We start from the raw sequence: 15,584 nt of genomic DNA on the forward strand, positions 1-15,584 counted from the left end.
AGGAGTACGAGCGTGTCCGAGATGAAGACCGCGACAGTCGTGGGAGCCGGCATGGTCGGCCTCGCGACCGCCTGGCACCTGCAGGAACGTGGCGTGGAGGTGACGGTCCTCGACCGGCACGGCGTCGCGGCCGGGGCGTCCTGGGGCAATGCCGGCTGGCTCACCCCCGGCCTGGTGATGCCGCTGGCGGACCCGTCGCTCTGGGCCTACGGACCCAAGGCGCTGCTGGATCCCAGCGCGGCCCTCAGCGTCCCCTTCCGGTTCGACGGCGCCCTGTGGGCCTTCCTCGCGCGCTTCATGGCGAACGCGACGCACGGCGCGTGGCAGCGCGCCATGGCAGCCCTGACCCCGATCGACCGGGTCGCGCTCGAGGCGTACGACGAGCTCGAGGCAGGTGGCGTGCACGCGACGTCGCACCCGAGCCGCTGGGTGGTCGGGTTCGAGCGGGAGCGGGAGTCACGCCCGTTCGTGCACGAGCTGCGCGAAGCGGCCCGGGCGGGCCGGGAGATCCGGCTCTCGAGGATGCCCGACGGCGTCCGCGTGCCGCACCTCTCCCGGGCGGTGCAGTCGACCTGGACGCTCGAGGGTCAGCGGTACATCGATCCGGGGGCCTACGTGCAGGCCCTCGCGACGTCGGTCAGCGCGCGCGGCGCGAAGGTGCTCTCGGACGCCCGGGTCGATGGTGTCCGCGTGGTTCCGGGCGGGGTCGAGACGACGGTCCACGGACACGACACCATGACGTCCGACGCCGTGGTGCTCGCCACGGGCGCGTGGCTCCCGGAGCTGGCGCAGCGGTTCGGGGTGCGGACCCAGGTTCAGGCCGGACGAGGCTACTCGTTCAGCGTGCCCGTGGAGGGTCCGCCGATCGACCACCCCGTCTACTTCCCGGCCAGGCGCGTGGCCTGCACCCCCTACCAGGGGCGGCTGCGGATCGCCGGGACCATGGAGTTCCGCGGGCCCGACGAGCCGCTCCAGCCCGCCCGCGTCGACGCGATAGTCAGCTCCGTCCGTGGCCTGTTCGAGGGTGTGGACCTGGACTCCCGCGAGGACGAGTGGGTGGGTTCCCGGCCGGTGACGCCGGACGGGTTGCCGCTCGTGGGCCGGACGACCGCACCCGGCGTCTACGTGGCCGGCGGTCACGGCATGTGGGGCATGCTGCTCGGCCCGGCGACGGGCCGGGCGCTGGCGGCGTTGATCACCACCGGTCAGGTGCCGGAGGAGATCCGGCCGTTCGACCCCCTGCGCTGACTGGGTCAGTGCCTCTCGCGCTCGGCCAGGCGGTCGAGCCCGTCGAGGATGATGTCCAGGCCGAACTCGAACTCGGTCTGGTCGTCGCACCAGCCGAGGGTGGGGTCCGCGTCGTCGTGGCTGACGGCGGCGAGCATCTCGACCATGTGCGGCACCTGGTCGGCCATCTGCATGAGCATCGCGGTGGCGGCGTCGTCGGCGCCCTCCTTGGCGCCGCCGCCGGGGGCCGAGCCCGCGGTGGCGCCGTCGGGCTCGAAGAGCTCCTGGGAGAAGCCGAGCGCGCGGCTGCCCAGCGCGTGCATGGCGTGGTGGACCAGGTCGTAGGAGAAGCCACCACGCCGCATCAGGCCGATCAGCGAGTCGAAGTACCGCACGACGTGCAGGCTGAAGGACTTCCTGGTCTCCAGGACGGTCGACGCCCACGGGTGGCGGAGCAGCACCGACCGGGCCGTGAGGATCTGCCGGCGCATCGCCGGCTTCCACGAGGACCGGGGCGCGTCGTCGGCCAGGGGCTCCAGCCGGCCGACGGCGTCCTGGATCTCCGCCGCGACGACGTCGACCACGCCGTCCAGCAGATCTTCCTTGTTGGCGACGTGGTGATAGAGCGACATCGCCTCGATCCCGAGCTCGCGGGCCAGGCTGCGCATGGTGAGCGCCCCGAGGCCGTCGCGGTCGGCCAGAGCGACCGCCGACTCGAGCACCCGGGCGCGCGTCAGGGCGCTCCGTGGGGCCGTGCCCGTCGTCCTGGGTGAAGTCATGGTCTCGCGATCCTACGTCGGCAGAACCCTTGACGGGCTCGGCGCCGCGGCCTACCTTACGTCGTAAGGCTTACACCGTAAGCCTCTTCGAGAAGGTGGACGTCATGTGGACCTGGATCCTCTGGGCGGTCGTAGGGCTGCTGGTGGTGGCACTCGCTGGGTTCCTCGCCCTCGTGGTGTCGATGCGCACCAAGAACCGCCGCGGGCTCGGCGCCATCCGCAGGTTCAGCAAGCGGTTCGGCCGCCCCATCGAGCTGCGGACAGCAGGCGAGCCCGGCGCCTCCGCCGCGGTGATCCGCCATGTCGGCCGACGCTCGGGCGCGCCGTACGCGACGCCGATCGGCGTGTATCCGATGGACGACGACTTCCTCGTCTACCTCCCGTACGGGCCGGACGTGGACTGGCTGCGGAACATCCGGGCGGCAGGCTCCGCGGAGCTGCGGGTCGAGGGGCACACATACCAGGTGGCCCCGCAGGTCGTCGCGCCGGCCGACGCCCTGCCCTACCTGTCCAAGCGGGACCGGGGGGTCGCCCGCCTCTTCGGCGTCACCGACTTCCTCGCGCTCCGGCGTGTGCCGGTCGCCTCGGGCGGCACCACGTGAGGGCCGTGCTCCGGGACGAGTACGGCCCGGTCGACATCCTTCGGGTGTCGACCGTCGAGGACCCTGTCCCAGGCCCCGGCGAAGTCGTGGTCCGGGTCGCCGCCTCCTCTCTGAACATGGCGGACCTCGACCACCTGCTCGGCGTCCCGCGCCTCGCCCGCCTCGGCACCGGCCTCACCCGGCCGACCAACCGCCGGGTGGGGGTCGACGTCGCGGGGACCGTCGAGGAGGTGGGGCCGGACGTGACCGGCCTCCGGCCGGGCGACCGGGTCTGGGCCGACCTGTTCGACCTCGGGCACGGCGCGCTGGCCGACCGGGTGCGCGTCCCGGCGTCGGCCCTGTCACCACTGCCTGACGCCCTGTCGTTCGGGGCCGCCGCCACCGCGCCGCACTCGGGGACGCTCGCCCTGCAGAGCCTGCGCGCCACCGAGCCGATCCGGCCGGGTGAGCGGGTGCTGGTCAACGGGGCGGGCGGCTGCGTGGGGCCGTTCGCCGTGCAGATGGCGAAGGCGCGCGGAGCCGTGGTGACCGCCGTCGACCACGGTGACAAGCTCGACTTCCTCCGGGAGCTGGGTGCAGACGAGGTGATCGACTACACCCGCGAGGACTTCACGCGCGGTGACGGGCGGTTCGACGTCGTCCTCGACATCGCCGACACCCGGTCCCTGGCGGCGCTCCGGCGTTCTCTGGCGCCGGGCGGGCGGTACGTGCTGATCGCGCGGCGGATCAGCTCGTTCGCGGAGAAGGCGCTGCTCGGTCCGCTGGTCGGCAGGCTGACCGGGACCCGGATGTCCACGTTCTTCTGGCGTCCCAACCAGCGGGCCGACCTGGACGAGCTGGCCCGGCTCCTCGTCGCCGGCGACGTGCTGCCCCGGATCGACCGGCGCTACGGTCTCGACGACACCGTCGAGGCGTTCCGGCGCCTCGAGTCGGGAGCGGCGCGAGGCAAGATCCTGGTGGTGCCGTAGGCCACGGCGTCGTGAGCGGAGGCTCTTGCGACGAATGGGGCGGTTCCCCGCGCGTGCCGAACAGGTTTAGTATGACAATACCTGGGTGGCAGTGACTTGGGCGCCTAGCGCTGACAAGCATGGGATCCCCCACGACGAAGCGCTCTACGCGATGCTTCATGCTGAGGCGGTCTACGAAGACTTCGAACCTCCGAGGGAGGGGTTTCAAAGCAGTCCGACGCTTTACATCGGTCCCAGCAGGTACGGGACCTTGGAAGTGATGGTGACGGTGACACCGCCGAGCGGAATCAACGTTTTTCATGTGATGCGGTTGCGTGAGAGCACGCGTCTGAGCGTTGGTTTCGATGAGGAGACGGGGAAGTGATCACGATGACTGACAAGCAACTGCCGCACGAGGACTCGCTCGTCGAGTGGGCCGAGAATGCTGAGCTCAAGCCGCGTCGAGTGCGGCGGGGCAACGATGCGGCTGCTGCCGGCCGCGCGCTGCTCGAGGCCGCCGGTGTAGACGTCGAGCAGGTCGAACGCAACGTCGGTGGCCGCCCACGGCTCGGCGGCGGGCCGAAGGGAACGCGGTCGCCCCGGCTCAATGTCGCAATCAGTGAGAACCTCGACCTGCTTCTGGACGAGCTCGAGAAGCAGCGGGGTGTCAGCCGAAGCACGCTTGTCCGCGAGGCTCTCGACCGCTACCTCCGCGACGCGGGCTGAGACTGCCACAGGCGTCGTGGCAGGATCGCATCGTGACGACAAAGCGCATCCTCATCCTGGCCGGCCGCGGACGCTACGAGGACCCCTGGCACGATCACGCGGCGACGTCGCACGTGGTCGCCGGGATCATCGGTGACCTGGGTGGCGTCGAGGTCCGGGGCCTCTTCCGGGACGCGCTGGACGATCTGGACTCCGTGGACCTGCTGGTCGTGAACGGCGGTTCGGGTCGCCGGGACCCCGAGTTCGACGGGTCCGACGACGACTGGCTCGCCTTCCACGCCCGGCTGGCGGGTTGGGCGCGGGCCGGGGGAGCGGTGCTCGGCCTGCACCAGGCGGCGAACACGTTCTACGACGCGCCCGACTGGTCCGCGGTGCTCGGCGGTCGCTGGGTGCCGGGCGAGTCGATGCACCCGCCCATCGGCCAGGCGCGGTTCGAGCTGGCACAGGGGCACCCGGTCACGGAGGGCCTCGACGCCGTCGAGGCCTTCGACGAGCGGTACTGCCGCCTGCAGGTGGCCCCGGCCGCGCGGGTCCTCGGCACCACCCCGGACGACGACGGCGCCGAGCAGCCGATCCTGTGGGTCAACGACGCGCACGGCGGGCGCAGCGTGTACTCGGCCCTGGGCCACGACGCCCGCTCGTACGCCTCGTCGGGGCACCAGCAGCTGCTGCGCCGCTCGGCGTCCTGGCTGCTCACGTAGCGGGGTTGACCTCAATCAAGGTTGAGGTTGTTGGCTGAGCCGTATGCAGATCATGAGCGTCGACACGGTGACCCGATCGATCGCGGAGACCGCCGCGTACTACGAGACGGTCCTTCGCCTACCGGTGCGGAAGGAGATCGGCGCGGTGGAGGTCACTGTCGGCCGGTCGGTGGTCCGGTTCCGGGAGGACGCCGACGCCGAGGGCGACCAGCACTACGCCTTCCTCATCGACGACGCGCGGTTCGACGCGGCCCGGGCCTTCCTCGCGGCGGGTCCAGGGCTGCTGAGCGATGGCGACCGCACGGAGTTCGAGGCGCAGCCGGCCTGGAACGCGCGGTCGCTCTACTTCCCCGGTCCGGACCGGTCGGTCCTCGAGGTCATCGCGCGCCGTGCTCTGCCCCAGCCGCTGAGCGCTGGGAACACGTCGGGTGCGAAGGCCTCAAGCCCGCACGTGCCCGGTGCTCAGCACCTTCCGTTCGGCCCCGGTGACCTGCTCTCCGTGAGCGAGGTGGGCGTCGCCGTGCCCGACGTCACCGGCACGGCCGACCGCCTCACCGACGCCGGCATCGGCCGCTACCCGGACGGCTCGGCCACGTTCAGCCCGGCCGGGCATATCGACGGCATGCTCATCCTGGTCAGCCCGGGCCGCACGTGGTTCCCGACGTCGGAGCGGGTGGTGGCCGAGCCGCCCGTCACGGTCGTCGCCCAGGCCGGCCCTGCGAGCCCGGGCGTGCGGGCGGGCAGGTACGAGCTGGCGCCGGGCCGAGTGCTCGTCGTCCGGCCGTAGCGCGGAAACGCACCTGTGCCCGTCACGCCCCCTCGGCGAACCCCGTCTGCCGCCACACCTCGTACACCGCTATCGACGCCGCGTTCGTCAGGTTGAGCGACCGGCGCCCGGGCAGCATCGGGATCCGCAGCTCGTCGGTGACCCGCGGGTGGGCGAGCGCCTCGGGCGGCAGGCCGGTGGGCTCGGGCCCGAACAGCAGGACGTCGCCCGGCCGGTACTCGACGTCGGTGAAACGTGTGGTGGCCCGGGTGGTGAACGCGAAGACGCGGGCTTCCGGCAGGGCGTCGAGCGTCGCGTCCAGCGACGGGTGCACGTCCATGACGGCGAGGTCGTGGTAGTCGAGGCCCGCGCGCTTCAGCTTGGCCTCCGAGAGGTCGAAGCCCAGCGGTTCCACCAGGTGCAGCCGGGCCCCGGTCACCGCCGCGAGCCGGATCGCGGACCCGGTGTTCCCGGGGATGCGGGGTTCGAAGTACACGACGTGAGCGAGCGGGGTGTCTGGCAGCGCGGGGGCATCGGCGGAGTGCGGCACGCACCCATTCTCGCTGCCCGACGGCGGAGCGTCGTCCCGCTCGCAGACACCGCGGGCATTGCTCGGCGCCGGACCTCCGCATAGCCTGGGCGCATGACGCACGGGCTGAGCTGGTGGCGGCTGCACTCGCAGCCGTGACCTGACGCGCCCACCCGCACACACGTCCCGAGCTGCTCGCCGCAGCCCGGGACTTCTCTGTGCCCGACGCCGTGCGTGGGCAGCTCCTTGACCGAAGGAGACCCCATGTCCGTCACCACCACGCCCGAGGCGACCACCCCGTCGTCGGGCACCCCCCGCGAACCGCGCAGCACCACCCGGTCCGCCGCGGCGGCCCGCGAACGCAGCGCCGTCCTGGAGGGCCGGATCGCCCGGAGCCCGGGGGAGTACCGCGTCCTGACCGGGGACCGCCCAACGGGCGCGCTGCACCTCGGGCACCTGCTCGGCACCGTCGCCAACCGCGTGCGCCTGCAGAACCTGGGCGTCGAGGTGTTCCTGATTGTCGCCGACTACCAGGTCATCACCGACCGGGACGACGCAGGGGACCTGCCCGCCACCGTCCGTGAGGTGCTGCTCGACTACCTCGCGGCGGGGCTCGACCCCGAGCGCAGCACCGTCTTCACGCACTCGGCGGTGCCCGCGCTGAACCAGCTGCTGCTGCCGTTCCTGTCGCTGGTCACCGTCGCCGAGCTGGAGCGCAACCCCACCGTGAAGGCCGAGGCGGAGGCCGCACAGGCACGCCAGAAGCGGGGTATCTCCGGCCTGCTGTTCACGTACCCGGTGCACCAGGCCGCCGACATTCTGTTCTGCCACGGCAACCTCGTGCCCGTCGGTGTGGACCAGCTGCCGCACCTGGAGATCACGCGCACCGTGGCCCGGCGCTTCAACCAGCGGTACGCGGCGGCGCGGCCGTACTTCCCCGAACCGGACGCGCTCATCGCGCCGTCGACAACGATCCTCGGCAGCGACGGCCACCGGATGTCCAAGTCGCGCGGGAACGCGCTCGAGCTGCGCGCGTCCGAGGACGAGACGGTCGCCTACCTCAGGCGTACCCGGACCGACGCCGACCGCGTGATCACCTACGAGCCGGACCGTCGGCCCGAGATCGCGAACCTCCTCCAGATCGGCGCCCACTTCACCGGGGCATCGCCGGAGGCCCTTGCCGACGAGGTGGGTCCGGCCGGCGCGGGACGGCTCAAGGAGATCGTCAGCGAGGCGGTGGTGGAGGGCCTGCGCCCTCTCCGTGCCCGACGCCGGGAGCTCGCCTCGGCGGGACCGCGGTACCTCGCCGAGGTGCTCGCGCGGGGCAACGCCCGGGCGAACGCGATCGCCGACCGCACCCTCGACGACGTCCGCGGCCTGATGGGCATGCGGTACTGACGGGCCGCTCGGGTGCAACCGGCCGCGCGGGTGGACCCCAGCCGGGAGGGGTCCCGGGCAGCGGGCTCTAGGGTTGCCGTGCGTGCGATCGTCGCGCATGTCGATCGAAGGGGACAGACATGATCACTGCACTTCGGAAGCCTTGGGGCAAGCGGGCCATGGCTCTGGTCACGGCGTTCACCCTGGCACTGCCCGGTGCCGCGGCAGTGGCGGTGCCCGCGGTGGCGTCGCCCGTCAGCGCGGCTCCGGTCGTTGCCGCACCGGCCGCGCAGGCAGCGGACACGTGCGGTGGCACCCTCGTCAGGCACCGGGCCATCAAGGCCGGTGGCGTCACCGTCGCGTGGGCGAACCTCTACCACAACCGCAGCACGGCCACGAAGTGCGCCCAGGTGGTGCACGCGGGCCCGGCCTGGGGCCGGCAGACCACCACGGCGGTGACCATCTGGAACGGGGAGCTCATCGCCAGCTCGTCGGGCACCTCTCGCTACCGCAGCGGTAAGGCGTACATCCGCGGCGTGAACGGGGACTGCGTCGCCGCCAGGGGCGCCATCGTCTGGGGCGGCTCCACCCGGATCGTCTCCCTCCCCGGCCACTGCGGCTGATCGAGGGTCGACCCGGACAGAAGAGATCCCCGGCCGGGATGCCTCAATAACCCGGCCGGGGAACTTGGTTCGGACGGCCGACGGCGCGACGGGTAGCCACCCAGGGTTGTCGCGTCGCCGGCCGCCCGAAGTCAGCGGGCCAGACGCTCCTTCAGGGCGTCCAGCTGGGCATGCAGCGCTGCCGGGGTGTGGTCGCCGAACTGCGCGAAGAACTCCTCGGTCAGCTCGGCCTCGGCCAGCCACGGGTTGGCAGGGACCTCGAAGAGGGCGGCCAGGTCGGCATCCGGCACGTCGATGCCGGCCAGGTTCAGCGTGCCCGGGGCGGGCAGGCTGCCCACAGGGGACGCGACGGAGGCGTCGGGTCGCAGACCGCGCCCGGCCTCGACCTGGCCGACGATCCACTCGATGACGCGCGAGTTCTCGCCGAACCCGGGCCACAGGAAGCGGCCGTCGTCACCCTTGCGGAACCAGTTGACCTGGAAGATGGTGGGGCGCTTCGACTCCTCGATGCCCGCACCCACCTCGAGCCAGTGCGCCCAGTGGTCGGCCATGTTGTAGCCGCAGAACGGGAGCATCGCGAAGGGGTCGCGGCGCAGCTCGCCGAGGGCGCCCTCGGCGGCGGCCGTGCGCTCCGACGAGATGGTGGCACCCATGAACACGCCGTGCTCCCAGCCGAACGACTGCGCGACCAGCGGCACGTTGGTGGCGCGGCGGCCGCCGAAGACGATCGCGTCGACCGGCACGCCCGCCGGGTCCTCCCAGGTGTCCGCGATGGTGGGGCACTGGGCGGCGGCCACGGTGAAGCGGGAGTTGGGGTGGGCCGCCGGCTTGTCGGAGGCGGGCGTCCAGTCGTTGCCCTGCCAGTCGATGAGGTGCTCGGGTGCCTCCGGCGTCAGACCCTCCCACCAGACGTCACCGTCGTCGGTCAGGGCGACGTTCGTGAAGATCGTGTCGCGGTCGAAGGTCGCGACGGCGGTCGGGTTCGTGTCGATGCCGGTGCCCGGCGCGACGCCGAAGAAGCCGGCCTCGGGGTTGATGGCGCGCAGCGTGCCGTCGGGGCCGGGGCGCATCCAGACGATGTCGTCGCCGAGGGTCTCGACCTTCCAGCCCGGGATGGTGGGCTGCAGCATCGCCAGGTTCGTCTTGCCGCACGCGCTCGGGAAGGCGGCGGCCAGGTGGTACTGGCGCTGCTCGGGCGACGTGATGCGGATGAGCAGCATGTGCTCGGCGAGCCAGCCTTCGTCGCGCGCCATCGCCGAGGCGATCCGCAGCGCGAAGCACTTCTTGCCCAGCAGGGCGTTGCCACCGTAGCCGGAGCCGTACGACCAGATCTCCCGGGTCTCCGGGAACTGGACGATGTACTTGGTGTCGCTGCACGGCCAGGGGACGTCGGCCTCGCCGTCGGCCAGCGGTGCGCCCACCGAGTGCACCGCGGGGACCCACTGCTGCCCGGCGTCGATGAGGTCGAGGATCTCGGCGGACACACGAGTCATGACGTGCATCGAGACGACGACGTACGGCGAGTCCGTGAGCTCGATGCCCACCTGCGAGATCGGGCCGCCGACCGGACCCATGGAGAACGGCACCACGTACATGGTGCGGCCCTTCATCGAGCCCTCGAACACGCCCTTCAACTCGGTGCGCATCTCGGCAGGAGCCACCCAGTTGTTGGTGGGGCCTGCGTCCTCCTCGTTCTGCGAGCAGATGAACGTGCGGGACTCGACACGGGCGACGTCGGCGGGATGGGAACGGGCGAGGTACGACCCAGGACGCTTCTCCTGGTTGAGCTCGAGGAGCGTGCCCGCTGCCAGCATCTGGTCGATGAGGCGCTGCTTCTCCGCGGCGGAGCCGTCGCACCAGACGATCTCGTCCGGCTGCGTGAGCTCGGCGACGCTCGCCACCCAGGCGCGCACGTCCTGCTCTCCGACCGGCGGCACGGCGCGCAGCCGCGTCTCGGAGGACGTGCTGGAGCCCTGGCCGGTCGTCAGGTCGGCGACGAGCTCGGCGACGAGCCGGGTTCGGCGGGGGTTCGCGAGGACGGACATGTGCGCTCCGATCGTCGTACGGCTGGCCACGGTGGCGGGCTTGTTTCCACTCTTGTGTGTGGATCCGCCCGAATTCCAGTCCTCGGGCTGTCAAGAATCGCCGATCTTCACGTAGTGTGAAGGAGTGGGTTCCTGTTGGTCTGTCCCGGACGTCTCCGGGTGACGGCCATCACACGATGGGAGGCGACGTGCCCAGCTCGAACGAGTCGACATCGCGCGGCGAGACCGACCTGATCACCCTGGGGCGCCGCATCCGGCACCTGCGCACCGCGCACGGGCTCACCCTTGACGCGCTCGGCGAGAAGGTCGGCTCGGCGCCCAGCCTGCTGTCGCTCGTGGAGAACGGGCGGCGTGAACCACGCCTCGGGCTCCTGCGGTCGATCGCGGACGCCTTCGGCGTGCCGATGAGCGAGCTGCTCAGCGCGGAGCCGCCGTCGCGCCGCGCCGCCCTGGAGATCGCGCTCGACCGGGCCCAGCGCGGACCGCTGTTCACCACCCTCGGCGTGCCCGCCGTCAAGCCCAGCCAGAAGCTGCCGATGCCCGTGCTGGAGCAGCTCGTGGGCCTGCACGAGGAGCTGGCGCGGCGTGAGCAGCTGGCCATCGCGACACCCGAGGAGGCGCGCCGCGCCAACACCGAGCTGCGCCTGGAACGGGAGGCACGCGACAACCACTACCCGCAGTTCGAGGCGGTCGCGGAACAGCTGGTCAAGGCCGCCGGGTACACGGGCGGCGCGCTGACGCACCGTACGGTCGCGCGGATGGCGGAGCAGATGGGCTTCACCCTGCTGCACGTGGACGACCTGCCGCGGTCCGCCCGCTCGGTGACGGATCTCCGGAACGGGCGCATCTACCTGCCCCCGGCGTCGACCCCTGGAGGGCACGGGCTGCGGTCCCTCGCGCTGCAGGCGCTCGCCCACCGGGTGCTGGAGCACGACCGGCCGCGCTCGTACGGCGAGTTCCTGCGCCAGCGGGTCGAGATCACGTACTTCGCCGCCGCGTGCCTCGCGCCGCAGTTCGTGGCGGTCCCGTTCCTGGAGGCACGCAAGCGGGACCGGGACCTGGCGGTCGAGGACTTCCGCGACGCGTTCGGCATCACGCACGAGGCCGCCGCGATGCGGCTCACCAACCTCGCGACGCACCACCTCGGCATCCCGCTGCACTTCCTGCGGGTCGGTGCCGACGGCGCGCTGTTCCGCGGCTACGCGAACGACGGCCTCCCCTTCCCGCAGGACGTCACGGGCGCGATCGAGGGGCAGCTGATCTGCCGGCGCTGGGCGGCGCGCGAGGCGTTCGAGCGGCGCGACCGGGCCACCGAGTTCTACCAGTACACCGACACACCGGCCGGCACCTTCTGGTGCTCCACCCAGACCGGCTCGATGTCGCCGTCCGGCGGGCCCGACGGCGGGTCCGGCGCCTTCTCGATCACCGTCGGGGTGCCGTACGCGCACGCCAAGTGGTTCCGCGGGCGGGCCACCCAGGTGCGGCGGGTCTCCACGTGCCCGGACCCGGCGTGCTGCCAGCGCCCGGCCCTCGAGCTCACCGAACGCTGGTCCGGTGAGGCCTGGCCGTCCGGGCGCATGCACCAGCAGATCCTCGCCGCGCTGCCACGCGGTGCGTTCCCCGGGGTGGACGACGCAGAGGTGTATGCCTTCCTGGACAAGCACGCGCCGGACTAGTGCCGGAGTGTCGCCGGAGTGTCGCCGGGACCGGAGTTTCTGCCGAGTCGTTCGAGCACTGCCGGGTTAGCGTAGGCAACCGTGGCATCGAACCTGGCTTGCATCGGACTGGACGTCTGGCGACGTAGCGACTTTCGCGACCTGGTGGCATCCGCCCGTGCCGAGGCGGAGACCATCGCCAAGGACGGCGAGGTCGGCGTGCACATCTGGACCGACGCGTCCGGTGCCCGCCTGATCATCACCACGGAGGGCGACCTGGTCCGGGTGGTCACGCCGACGTTCTACGCGGCGCCCGGCGCCATCATCTCCGAGCCGCAGGCCGTCGACGGCGGGCTCGTGCTCGCCGAGCTGGTGAACAAGGACGACGAGGTGATCACCGAGATCGCCTGCCAGCTCGAGGAGCTCGCCCTGCTCGGCTCGGCGTCGTCGCCGGTCGAGGGTCCGGTGTCCGTCGTCGTGCTGGGCAACTCGGTCCAGGTGCTCGGCCGGGCCGACGACGGCGTGCCCGACCTGAGCTTCGAGCCGACCGGGGCGTATGCCCTGTCGACCGACGCGACCGCACACCTGACCGGCGTCGTGCTGGCGATCGAGCAGCGCGCCGTCGGCCGCACCAGCCAGGCCTTCACCGCCGCACGGGTGCAGACGGCGGGATTCCAGGTGACGCTCTGCGTCCCGGCGGGCAAGCCGGAGCTGGGAGCCGGCGACGTCGTCGAGGTGGACGGCTACGTGGTCGCCTCGGTGCCGGCGCTGCGCGGCTGACGACCCTTCAGCGGAGCGGCCCGCCCCGGGCGTCCAGACGGTCCAGCAGCCGAGACAGCACGTCGCCGAGGCGCAGGCCGTCGTGCTCGAACTCGTTGGTGACCCACGGCTCGACGTTCCCCACGTGCGCCGCCGTCTCGAGCGAGAGCCCCGAGTCCACGAACATGTCGTCGAAGTACACGGCGGCCTCGACGGGCACCTCGTTCTCGGCGAGGCGGTGCAGGTCGTACAGGTCGCGCCAGTGCTGCCGCTCGGCGAGGGCGTGCGCGGCCGCCTCGAACGGGCGCAGGGCGCTGATCTCGGCGAACATCCAGGGGTAGATCATCTCGCCGGTCATCAGCAGCGGCCGGGCGCTCTCGGCGAAGGCCGGGTCGGCGTCGCGGACCGACTGGGCGGCCCACGCCGTCGGGCCGGTGTGGGACTGGGCGTAGATCGACTCGTGCAGCACCGCGTACAGCGGGTTGGTCGCGAACGACGTCTCGGCCGCGACCGTGGCGAGGAATGTGTCGGTCAGAGGACCGCCGTGCGGGGAGTCGAACGCCTCGTCGAGGATCCAGTGCACCCGCTCGAACCCGGGCTGCATGCCGAGGTCCATGCCGAGCGTCTGGAACCGTCGGGTCGTCAGGACGTCGCCGCCCGGCTCCGTCACGTTCCCGGTGGAGAGCCGGTCGGCGATGCGGCCGAGGGTCTTCACCACATGCGGGTAGCGCGCGCGGAACTGCTCGTTCTTGGTGACCACGCGTGGCTGGGTGCGCTCGTAGACCTCGCGGGCCGACGCCGTGAGGCCCGGCAGGCCGCCGGTGACCAGGCTCGCGTTCAGGCCCTCTGGCGCGAACGACAGGTAGGTCATGGTGATGAACCCGCCGTAGGACTGGCCCAGCGAGGTCCAGCGGCGGCCGTCGAACAGCGTCCTCCGGACGTGCTCGGCGTCGCGCACGATGTTGTCCGCGCGGAAGTGGCTGAGGTACTCCGCCTGCTCCTCGGCGGTGCCGAGGGCGCCGAGCGAGGCCGCCCGGACCGCGCTGGAGCGTCCGGTGCCGCGCTGGTCCAGCAGCACCACGCGGAACCGCTTCAGTGCGGTGCCTACCCAGCCGTCCGGGCCGGTCGGTCGCGGGCCCTTGCCGCCGGGTCCGCCCTGCAGGAACACCAGGAGGGGCAGGTCCTCCGTGCGGCGCGTGGGATCAACGAGCTCGCGGGCGAACACGGAGATCGTCGGCGAGTCGTCGGGCTGGGACCAGTCGAGCGGGACGTCGACGGAGTGGTCGGTGATGTGGACGCCGGGAAGGGTGTAGCTGATGGGCACGGGCTCACGTTATCGGTGCGGACTGATCCTTCAACAGGAGCACGCGGGTCGGTCCCGGGCAAAACCCGTTGCATTAGTGGAGTGTGTGCTCCAATAATTGACCCATGACGACCACAGAGGTGCGCCAGCACCCCGCACTACCCGTCCTGCTCGGCCTGGGCGTGCTCGTGATCGGCCTCGTGCTCGGCTGGTTCGCGTCCGCTCTGGCCGGCGGCCTCGCCGGCCTGATCGAGGCGACGCCGCTGCCGGTGCCCAGGCTGCTCGAGCTCGTCGAGTCGATGCCGCTGGCCTGGACCCTCGGCATCCTCGGCGGGCTCGGCCTGCTCGGCGGCGCGTTCATCGCCTTCATGACAGTGGGTGAGGCACCCGCCCTGAGCGTCGCGGACGACCACCTGGAACACCGGCAGGAGGAGCGCGAGGTGTGGATCGAGCGGTCCGACGTCGGGTCCGCGTTCCGGGACACGAGGTACCTCGTGCTCCTGCGGCCGGACGGCGGGCTCCGCGCCCGGCTCGACGCGGACACCCTGTCCTGGGCAAAGGTCCAGGCCGCACTGGAGCAGCACCGCTGGCCGTGGCGCGACGCGGACCCCTACGAGGAGCGGTTCGAGCGCTGGCTCGACGGCCGCCCCGGCTTCACCGCCGCCGAGAACGAGGCGCTCCGCCGTCGGCTCGAGGACCGCAAGGACGCCGCCGGCCTCCGCAAGGCGGACGACGACCTGGCAGCGCTCGGACTGGTGGCGCGTGTCCGCGACGACCGGATCCAGGTGCGCCGGGCGGCATCGGCGGACGACGCCGCGCGTGGCACGGACCGTTGACCCCGCGCGCCACGAGGCGCGCAGGCTCGTCATCATCGACGCCGCCCTGACGGTCTTCGCCGAGCGCGGGTACGACGGTGCCACGACCGCCGAGATCTGCCGGCGGGCGGGTATCGGGTCGGGCACGTTCTTCCACTACTTCCCGACCAAGCTGGAGCTGCTGCTCGCGATCCTGACGCTCGGTATCCAGGAGGTCCGCGAGCAGACGGAGCTCTACGCGGGCCGCACCGACCCGCTCGGCGTCCTTCTCGACATCGTCGAACGCGGCGCGGACGACGCCGCGGACCCGCGGATGCCGGGCTTCGTCCGCGCGGTGGGCGGCATCATGCAGCAGCCGGACGTCGCCGCCAAGCTCGAGGAGGACGCCCGGACGCAGCGCGACCTGCTGCTGCCCTGGGTCGAGAAGGCCCAGCAAGCGGGGCAGATCCGGACCGACCTCACCCCGGCCCGCATCACCTCATGGCTCTACCTGCTCACCGACGGCTTCCTCGGCCGCATCGCCGACGAACAAGCCTTCAAGGCCCACACCGAGAAACCGATCCTGCTAGAAACGGCCCGCCGCTTCCTATCCCCCTGACCACCCCCGCCAATCCCACCCAACCGACTGGTGGACGAACCCCACGAACAAGGTGACGCGAAAGACGAGCGGAGGGCAAGGAAGGCCTTGTCCGGCAGTAAGACGTTCCCGAAGTGGAGCGCCCCCTGGGGC

17 protein-coding genes are annotated in these 15,584 nt (G+C 71.8%); 13 read left to right on the top strand and 4 right to left on the bottom strand.

Translation table 11 applies throughout. The annotated features are described in order from the left end of the window. Positions 1-21 precede the first annotated feature (21 nt). Entirely contained in the window at positions 22-1,248 is a 1,227-nt protein-coding gene (locus tag AB0I32_RS04855; RefSeq protein ID WP_357503528.1) for an FAD-dependent oxidoreductase, read from the top strand. A 5-nt stretch (positions 1,249-1,253) separates the two neighbouring features. On the opposite strand, the gene AB0I32_RS04860 is transcribed toward AB0I32_RS04855, so the two are convergent. Then, positions 1,254-2,006 (bottom strand): TetR/AcrR family transcriptional regulator C-terminal domain-containing protein, encoded by a 753-nt coding sequence (locus tag AB0I32_RS04860; RefSeq protein ID WP_357503433.1) that lies wholly within the window; start codon positions 2,004-2,006, stop codon positions 1,254-1,256. A gap of 104 nt (positions 2,007-2,110) precedes the next feature. Between AB0I32_RS04860 and AB0I32_RS04865 the strand changes: the two genes are divergently transcribed. The 6 genes from AB0I32_RS04865 (at position 2,111) to AB0I32_RS04890 (ending at position 5,769) form a co-directional block, all read left to right on the top strand. Further along, positions 2,111-2,608, top strand: a complete 498-nt coding sequence (locus AB0I32_RS04865) for a nitroreductase family deazaflavin-dependent oxidoreductase (protein WP_357503435.1) — start codon at positions 2,111-2,113, stop codon at positions 2,606-2,608. A gap of 86 nt (positions 2,609-2,694) precedes the next feature. Continuing rightward, positions 2,695-3,576 (top strand): NAD(P)-dependent alcohol dehydrogenase, encoded by an 882-nt coding sequence (locus AB0I32_RS04870; RefSeq protein WP_357503530.1) that lies wholly within the window; start codon positions 2,695-2,697, stop codon positions 3,574-3,576. 85 nt (positions 3,577-3,661) lie between these two features. After that, positions 3,662-3,940, top strand: coding sequence for a hypothetical protein (locus AB0I32_RS04875; RefSeq protein ID WP_357452215.1), 279 nt, complete (start codon positions 3,662-3,664; stop codon positions 3,938-3,940). Positions 3,941-3,945: 5 nt separating this feature from the next. Next, complete coding sequence (locus tag AB0I32_RS04880) at positions 3,946-4,281, top strand: ribbon-helix-helix protein, CopG family (protein WP_357503532.1); 336 nt, start codon at positions 3,946-3,948, stop codon at positions 4,279-4,281. Between the two features lie 32 nt (positions 4,282-4,313). Further along, positions 4,314-4,982: a ThuA domain-containing protein gene (locus tag AB0I32_RS04885; RefSeq protein WP_357503437.1), complete on the top strand. Its 669-nt coding sequence runs from the start codon at positions 4,314-4,316 to the stop codon at positions 4,980-4,982. A 43-nt stretch (positions 4,983-5,025) separates the two neighbouring features. Continuing rightward, positions 5,026-5,769: a hypothetical protein gene (locus AB0I32_RS04890; protein ID WP_357503439.1), complete on the top strand. Its 744-nt coding sequence runs from the start codon at positions 5,026-5,028 to the stop codon at positions 5,767-5,769. A gap of 22 nt (positions 5,770-5,791) precedes the next feature. Here AB0I32_RS04890 and AB0I32_RS04895 read toward each other — a convergent pair whose 3' ends face one another. Further along, positions 5,792-6,298, bottom strand: a complete 507-nt coding sequence (locus AB0I32_RS04895; RefSeq protein WP_357503441.1) for a tRNA (cytidine(34)-2'-O)-methyltransferase — start codon at positions 6,296-6,298, stop codon at positions 5,792-5,794. A gap of 243 nt (positions 6,299-6,541) precedes the next feature. Here AB0I32_RS04895 and trpS point away from each other — a divergent pair, with 243 nt between their 5' ends. Continuing rightward, complete coding sequence (trpS, locus tag AB0I32_RS04900; RefSeq protein ID WP_357503443.1) at positions 6,542-7,675, top strand: tryptophan--tRNA ligase; 1,134 nt, start codon at positions 6,542-6,544, stop codon at positions 7,673-7,675. Positions 7,676-7,794: 119 nt separating this feature from the next. Then, positions 7,795-8,277 (top strand): hypothetical protein, encoded by a 483-nt coding sequence (locus AB0I32_RS04905; protein WP_357503445.1) that lies wholly within the window; start codon positions 7,795-7,797, stop codon positions 8,275-8,277. Positions 8,278-8,408: 131 nt separating this feature from the next. On the opposite strand, the gene AB0I32_RS04910 is transcribed toward AB0I32_RS04905, so the two are convergent. After that, positions 8,409-10,322: a phosphoenolpyruvate carboxykinase (GTP) gene (locus AB0I32_RS04910; RefSeq protein WP_357503447.1), complete on the bottom strand. Its 1,914-nt coding sequence runs from the start codon at positions 10,320-10,322 to the stop codon at positions 8,409-8,411. Positions 10,323-10,498: 176 nt separating this feature from the next. Here AB0I32_RS04910 and AB0I32_RS04915 point away from each other — a divergent pair, with 176 nt between their 5' ends. Together AB0I32_RS04915 and AB0I32_RS04920 are read left to right on the top strand one after the other, a co-directional pair. Continuing rightward, positions 10,499-11,998, top strand: a complete 1,500-nt coding sequence (locus AB0I32_RS04915) for a helix-turn-helix domain-containing protein (protein WP_357503449.1) — start codon at positions 10,499-10,501, stop codon at positions 11,996-11,998. Between the two features lie 144 nt (positions 11,999-12,142). Beyond that, positions 12,143-12,757 carry a hypothetical protein gene (locus AB0I32_RS04920; RefSeq protein WP_357503451.1) on the top strand — a complete coding sequence of 205 codons (615 nt, stop codon included), beginning with the start codon at positions 12,143-12,145 and terminating at the stop codon, positions 12,755-12,757. A 7-nt stretch (positions 12,758-12,764) separates the two neighbouring features. Here the strand turns inward: AB0I32_RS04920 and AB0I32_RS04925 are convergent, their stop codons facing one another. Then, a complete protein-coding gene (locus tag AB0I32_RS04925; protein WP_357503453.1) occupies positions 12,765-14,060 on the bottom strand; it encodes an alpha/beta fold hydrolase in 1,296 nt (431 codons plus the stop codon). A gap of 104 nt (positions 14,061-14,164) precedes the next feature. Between AB0I32_RS04925 and AB0I32_RS04930 the strand changes: the two genes are divergently transcribed. Then, positions 14,165-14,875 (top strand): hypothetical protein, encoded by a 711-nt coding sequence (locus AB0I32_RS04930; protein ID WP_357503455.1) that lies wholly within the window; start codon positions 14,165-14,167, stop codon positions 14,873-14,875. Beyond that, the gene (locus AB0I32_RS04935; RefSeq protein WP_357503457.1) at positions 14,859-15,452 is read left to right on the top strand and encodes a helix-turn-helix domain-containing protein; all 594 of its coding nucleotides are present in this window, start codon (positions 14,859-14,861) and stop codon (positions 15,450-15,452) included. The genes AB0I32_RS04930 and AB0I32_RS04935 overlap by 17 nt, the downstream gene beginning before the upstream one ends. Positions 15,453-15,584: the final 132 nt, after the last annotated feature.

It is taken from the genome of Promicromonospora sp. NPDC050249 (assembly GCF_040656015.1).
Lineage (GTDB): Bacteria > Actinomycetota > Actinomycetes > Actinomycetales > Cellulomonadaceae > Promicromonospora.

Bases quoted from the DNA above. Each gene is read 5' to 3' on its own strand.
- AB0I32_RS04890 (WP_357503439.1), top strand. From the start codon at position 5,026: ATGCAGATCATGAGCGTCGACACGGTGACCCGATCGATCGCGGAGACC.
- AB0I32_RS04860 (WP_357503433.1), bottom strand. From the start codon at position 2,006: ATGACTTCACCCAGGACGACGGGCACGGCCCCACGGAGCGCCCTGACG.
- AB0I32_RS04910 (WP_357503447.1), bottom strand. From the start codon at position 10,322: ATGTCCGTCCTCGCGAACCCCCGCCGAACCCGGCTCGTCGCCGAGCTC.
- AB0I32_RS04880 (WP_357503532.1), top strand. From the start codon at position 3,946: ATGACTGACAAGCAACTGCCGCACGAGGACTCGCTCGTCGAGTGGGCC.
- AB0I32_RS04915 (WP_357503449.1), top strand. From the start codon at position 10,499: ATGGGAGGCGACGTGCCCAGCTCGAACGAGTCGACATCGCGCGGCGAG.
- AB0I32_RS04855 (WP_357503528.1), top strand. From the start codon at position 22: ATGAAGACCGCGACAGTCGTGGGAGCCGGCATGGTCGGCCTCGCGACC.
- AB0I32_RS04905 (WP_357503445.1), top strand. From the start codon at position 7,795: ATGATCACTGCACTTCGGAAGCCTTGGGGCAAGCGGGCCATGGCTCTG.
- AB0I32_RS04930 (WP_357503455.1), top strand. From the start codon at position 14,165: ATGACGACCACAGAGGTGCGCCAGCACCCCGCACTACCCGTCCTGCTC.
- AB0I32_RS04865 (WP_357503435.1), top strand. From the start codon at position 2,111: ATGTGGACCTGGATCCTCTGGGCGGTCGTAGGGCTGCTGGTGGTGGCA.
- trpS (WP_357503443.1), top strand. From the start codon at position 6,542: ATGTCCGTCACCACCACGCCCGAGGCGACCACCCCGTCGTCGGGCACC.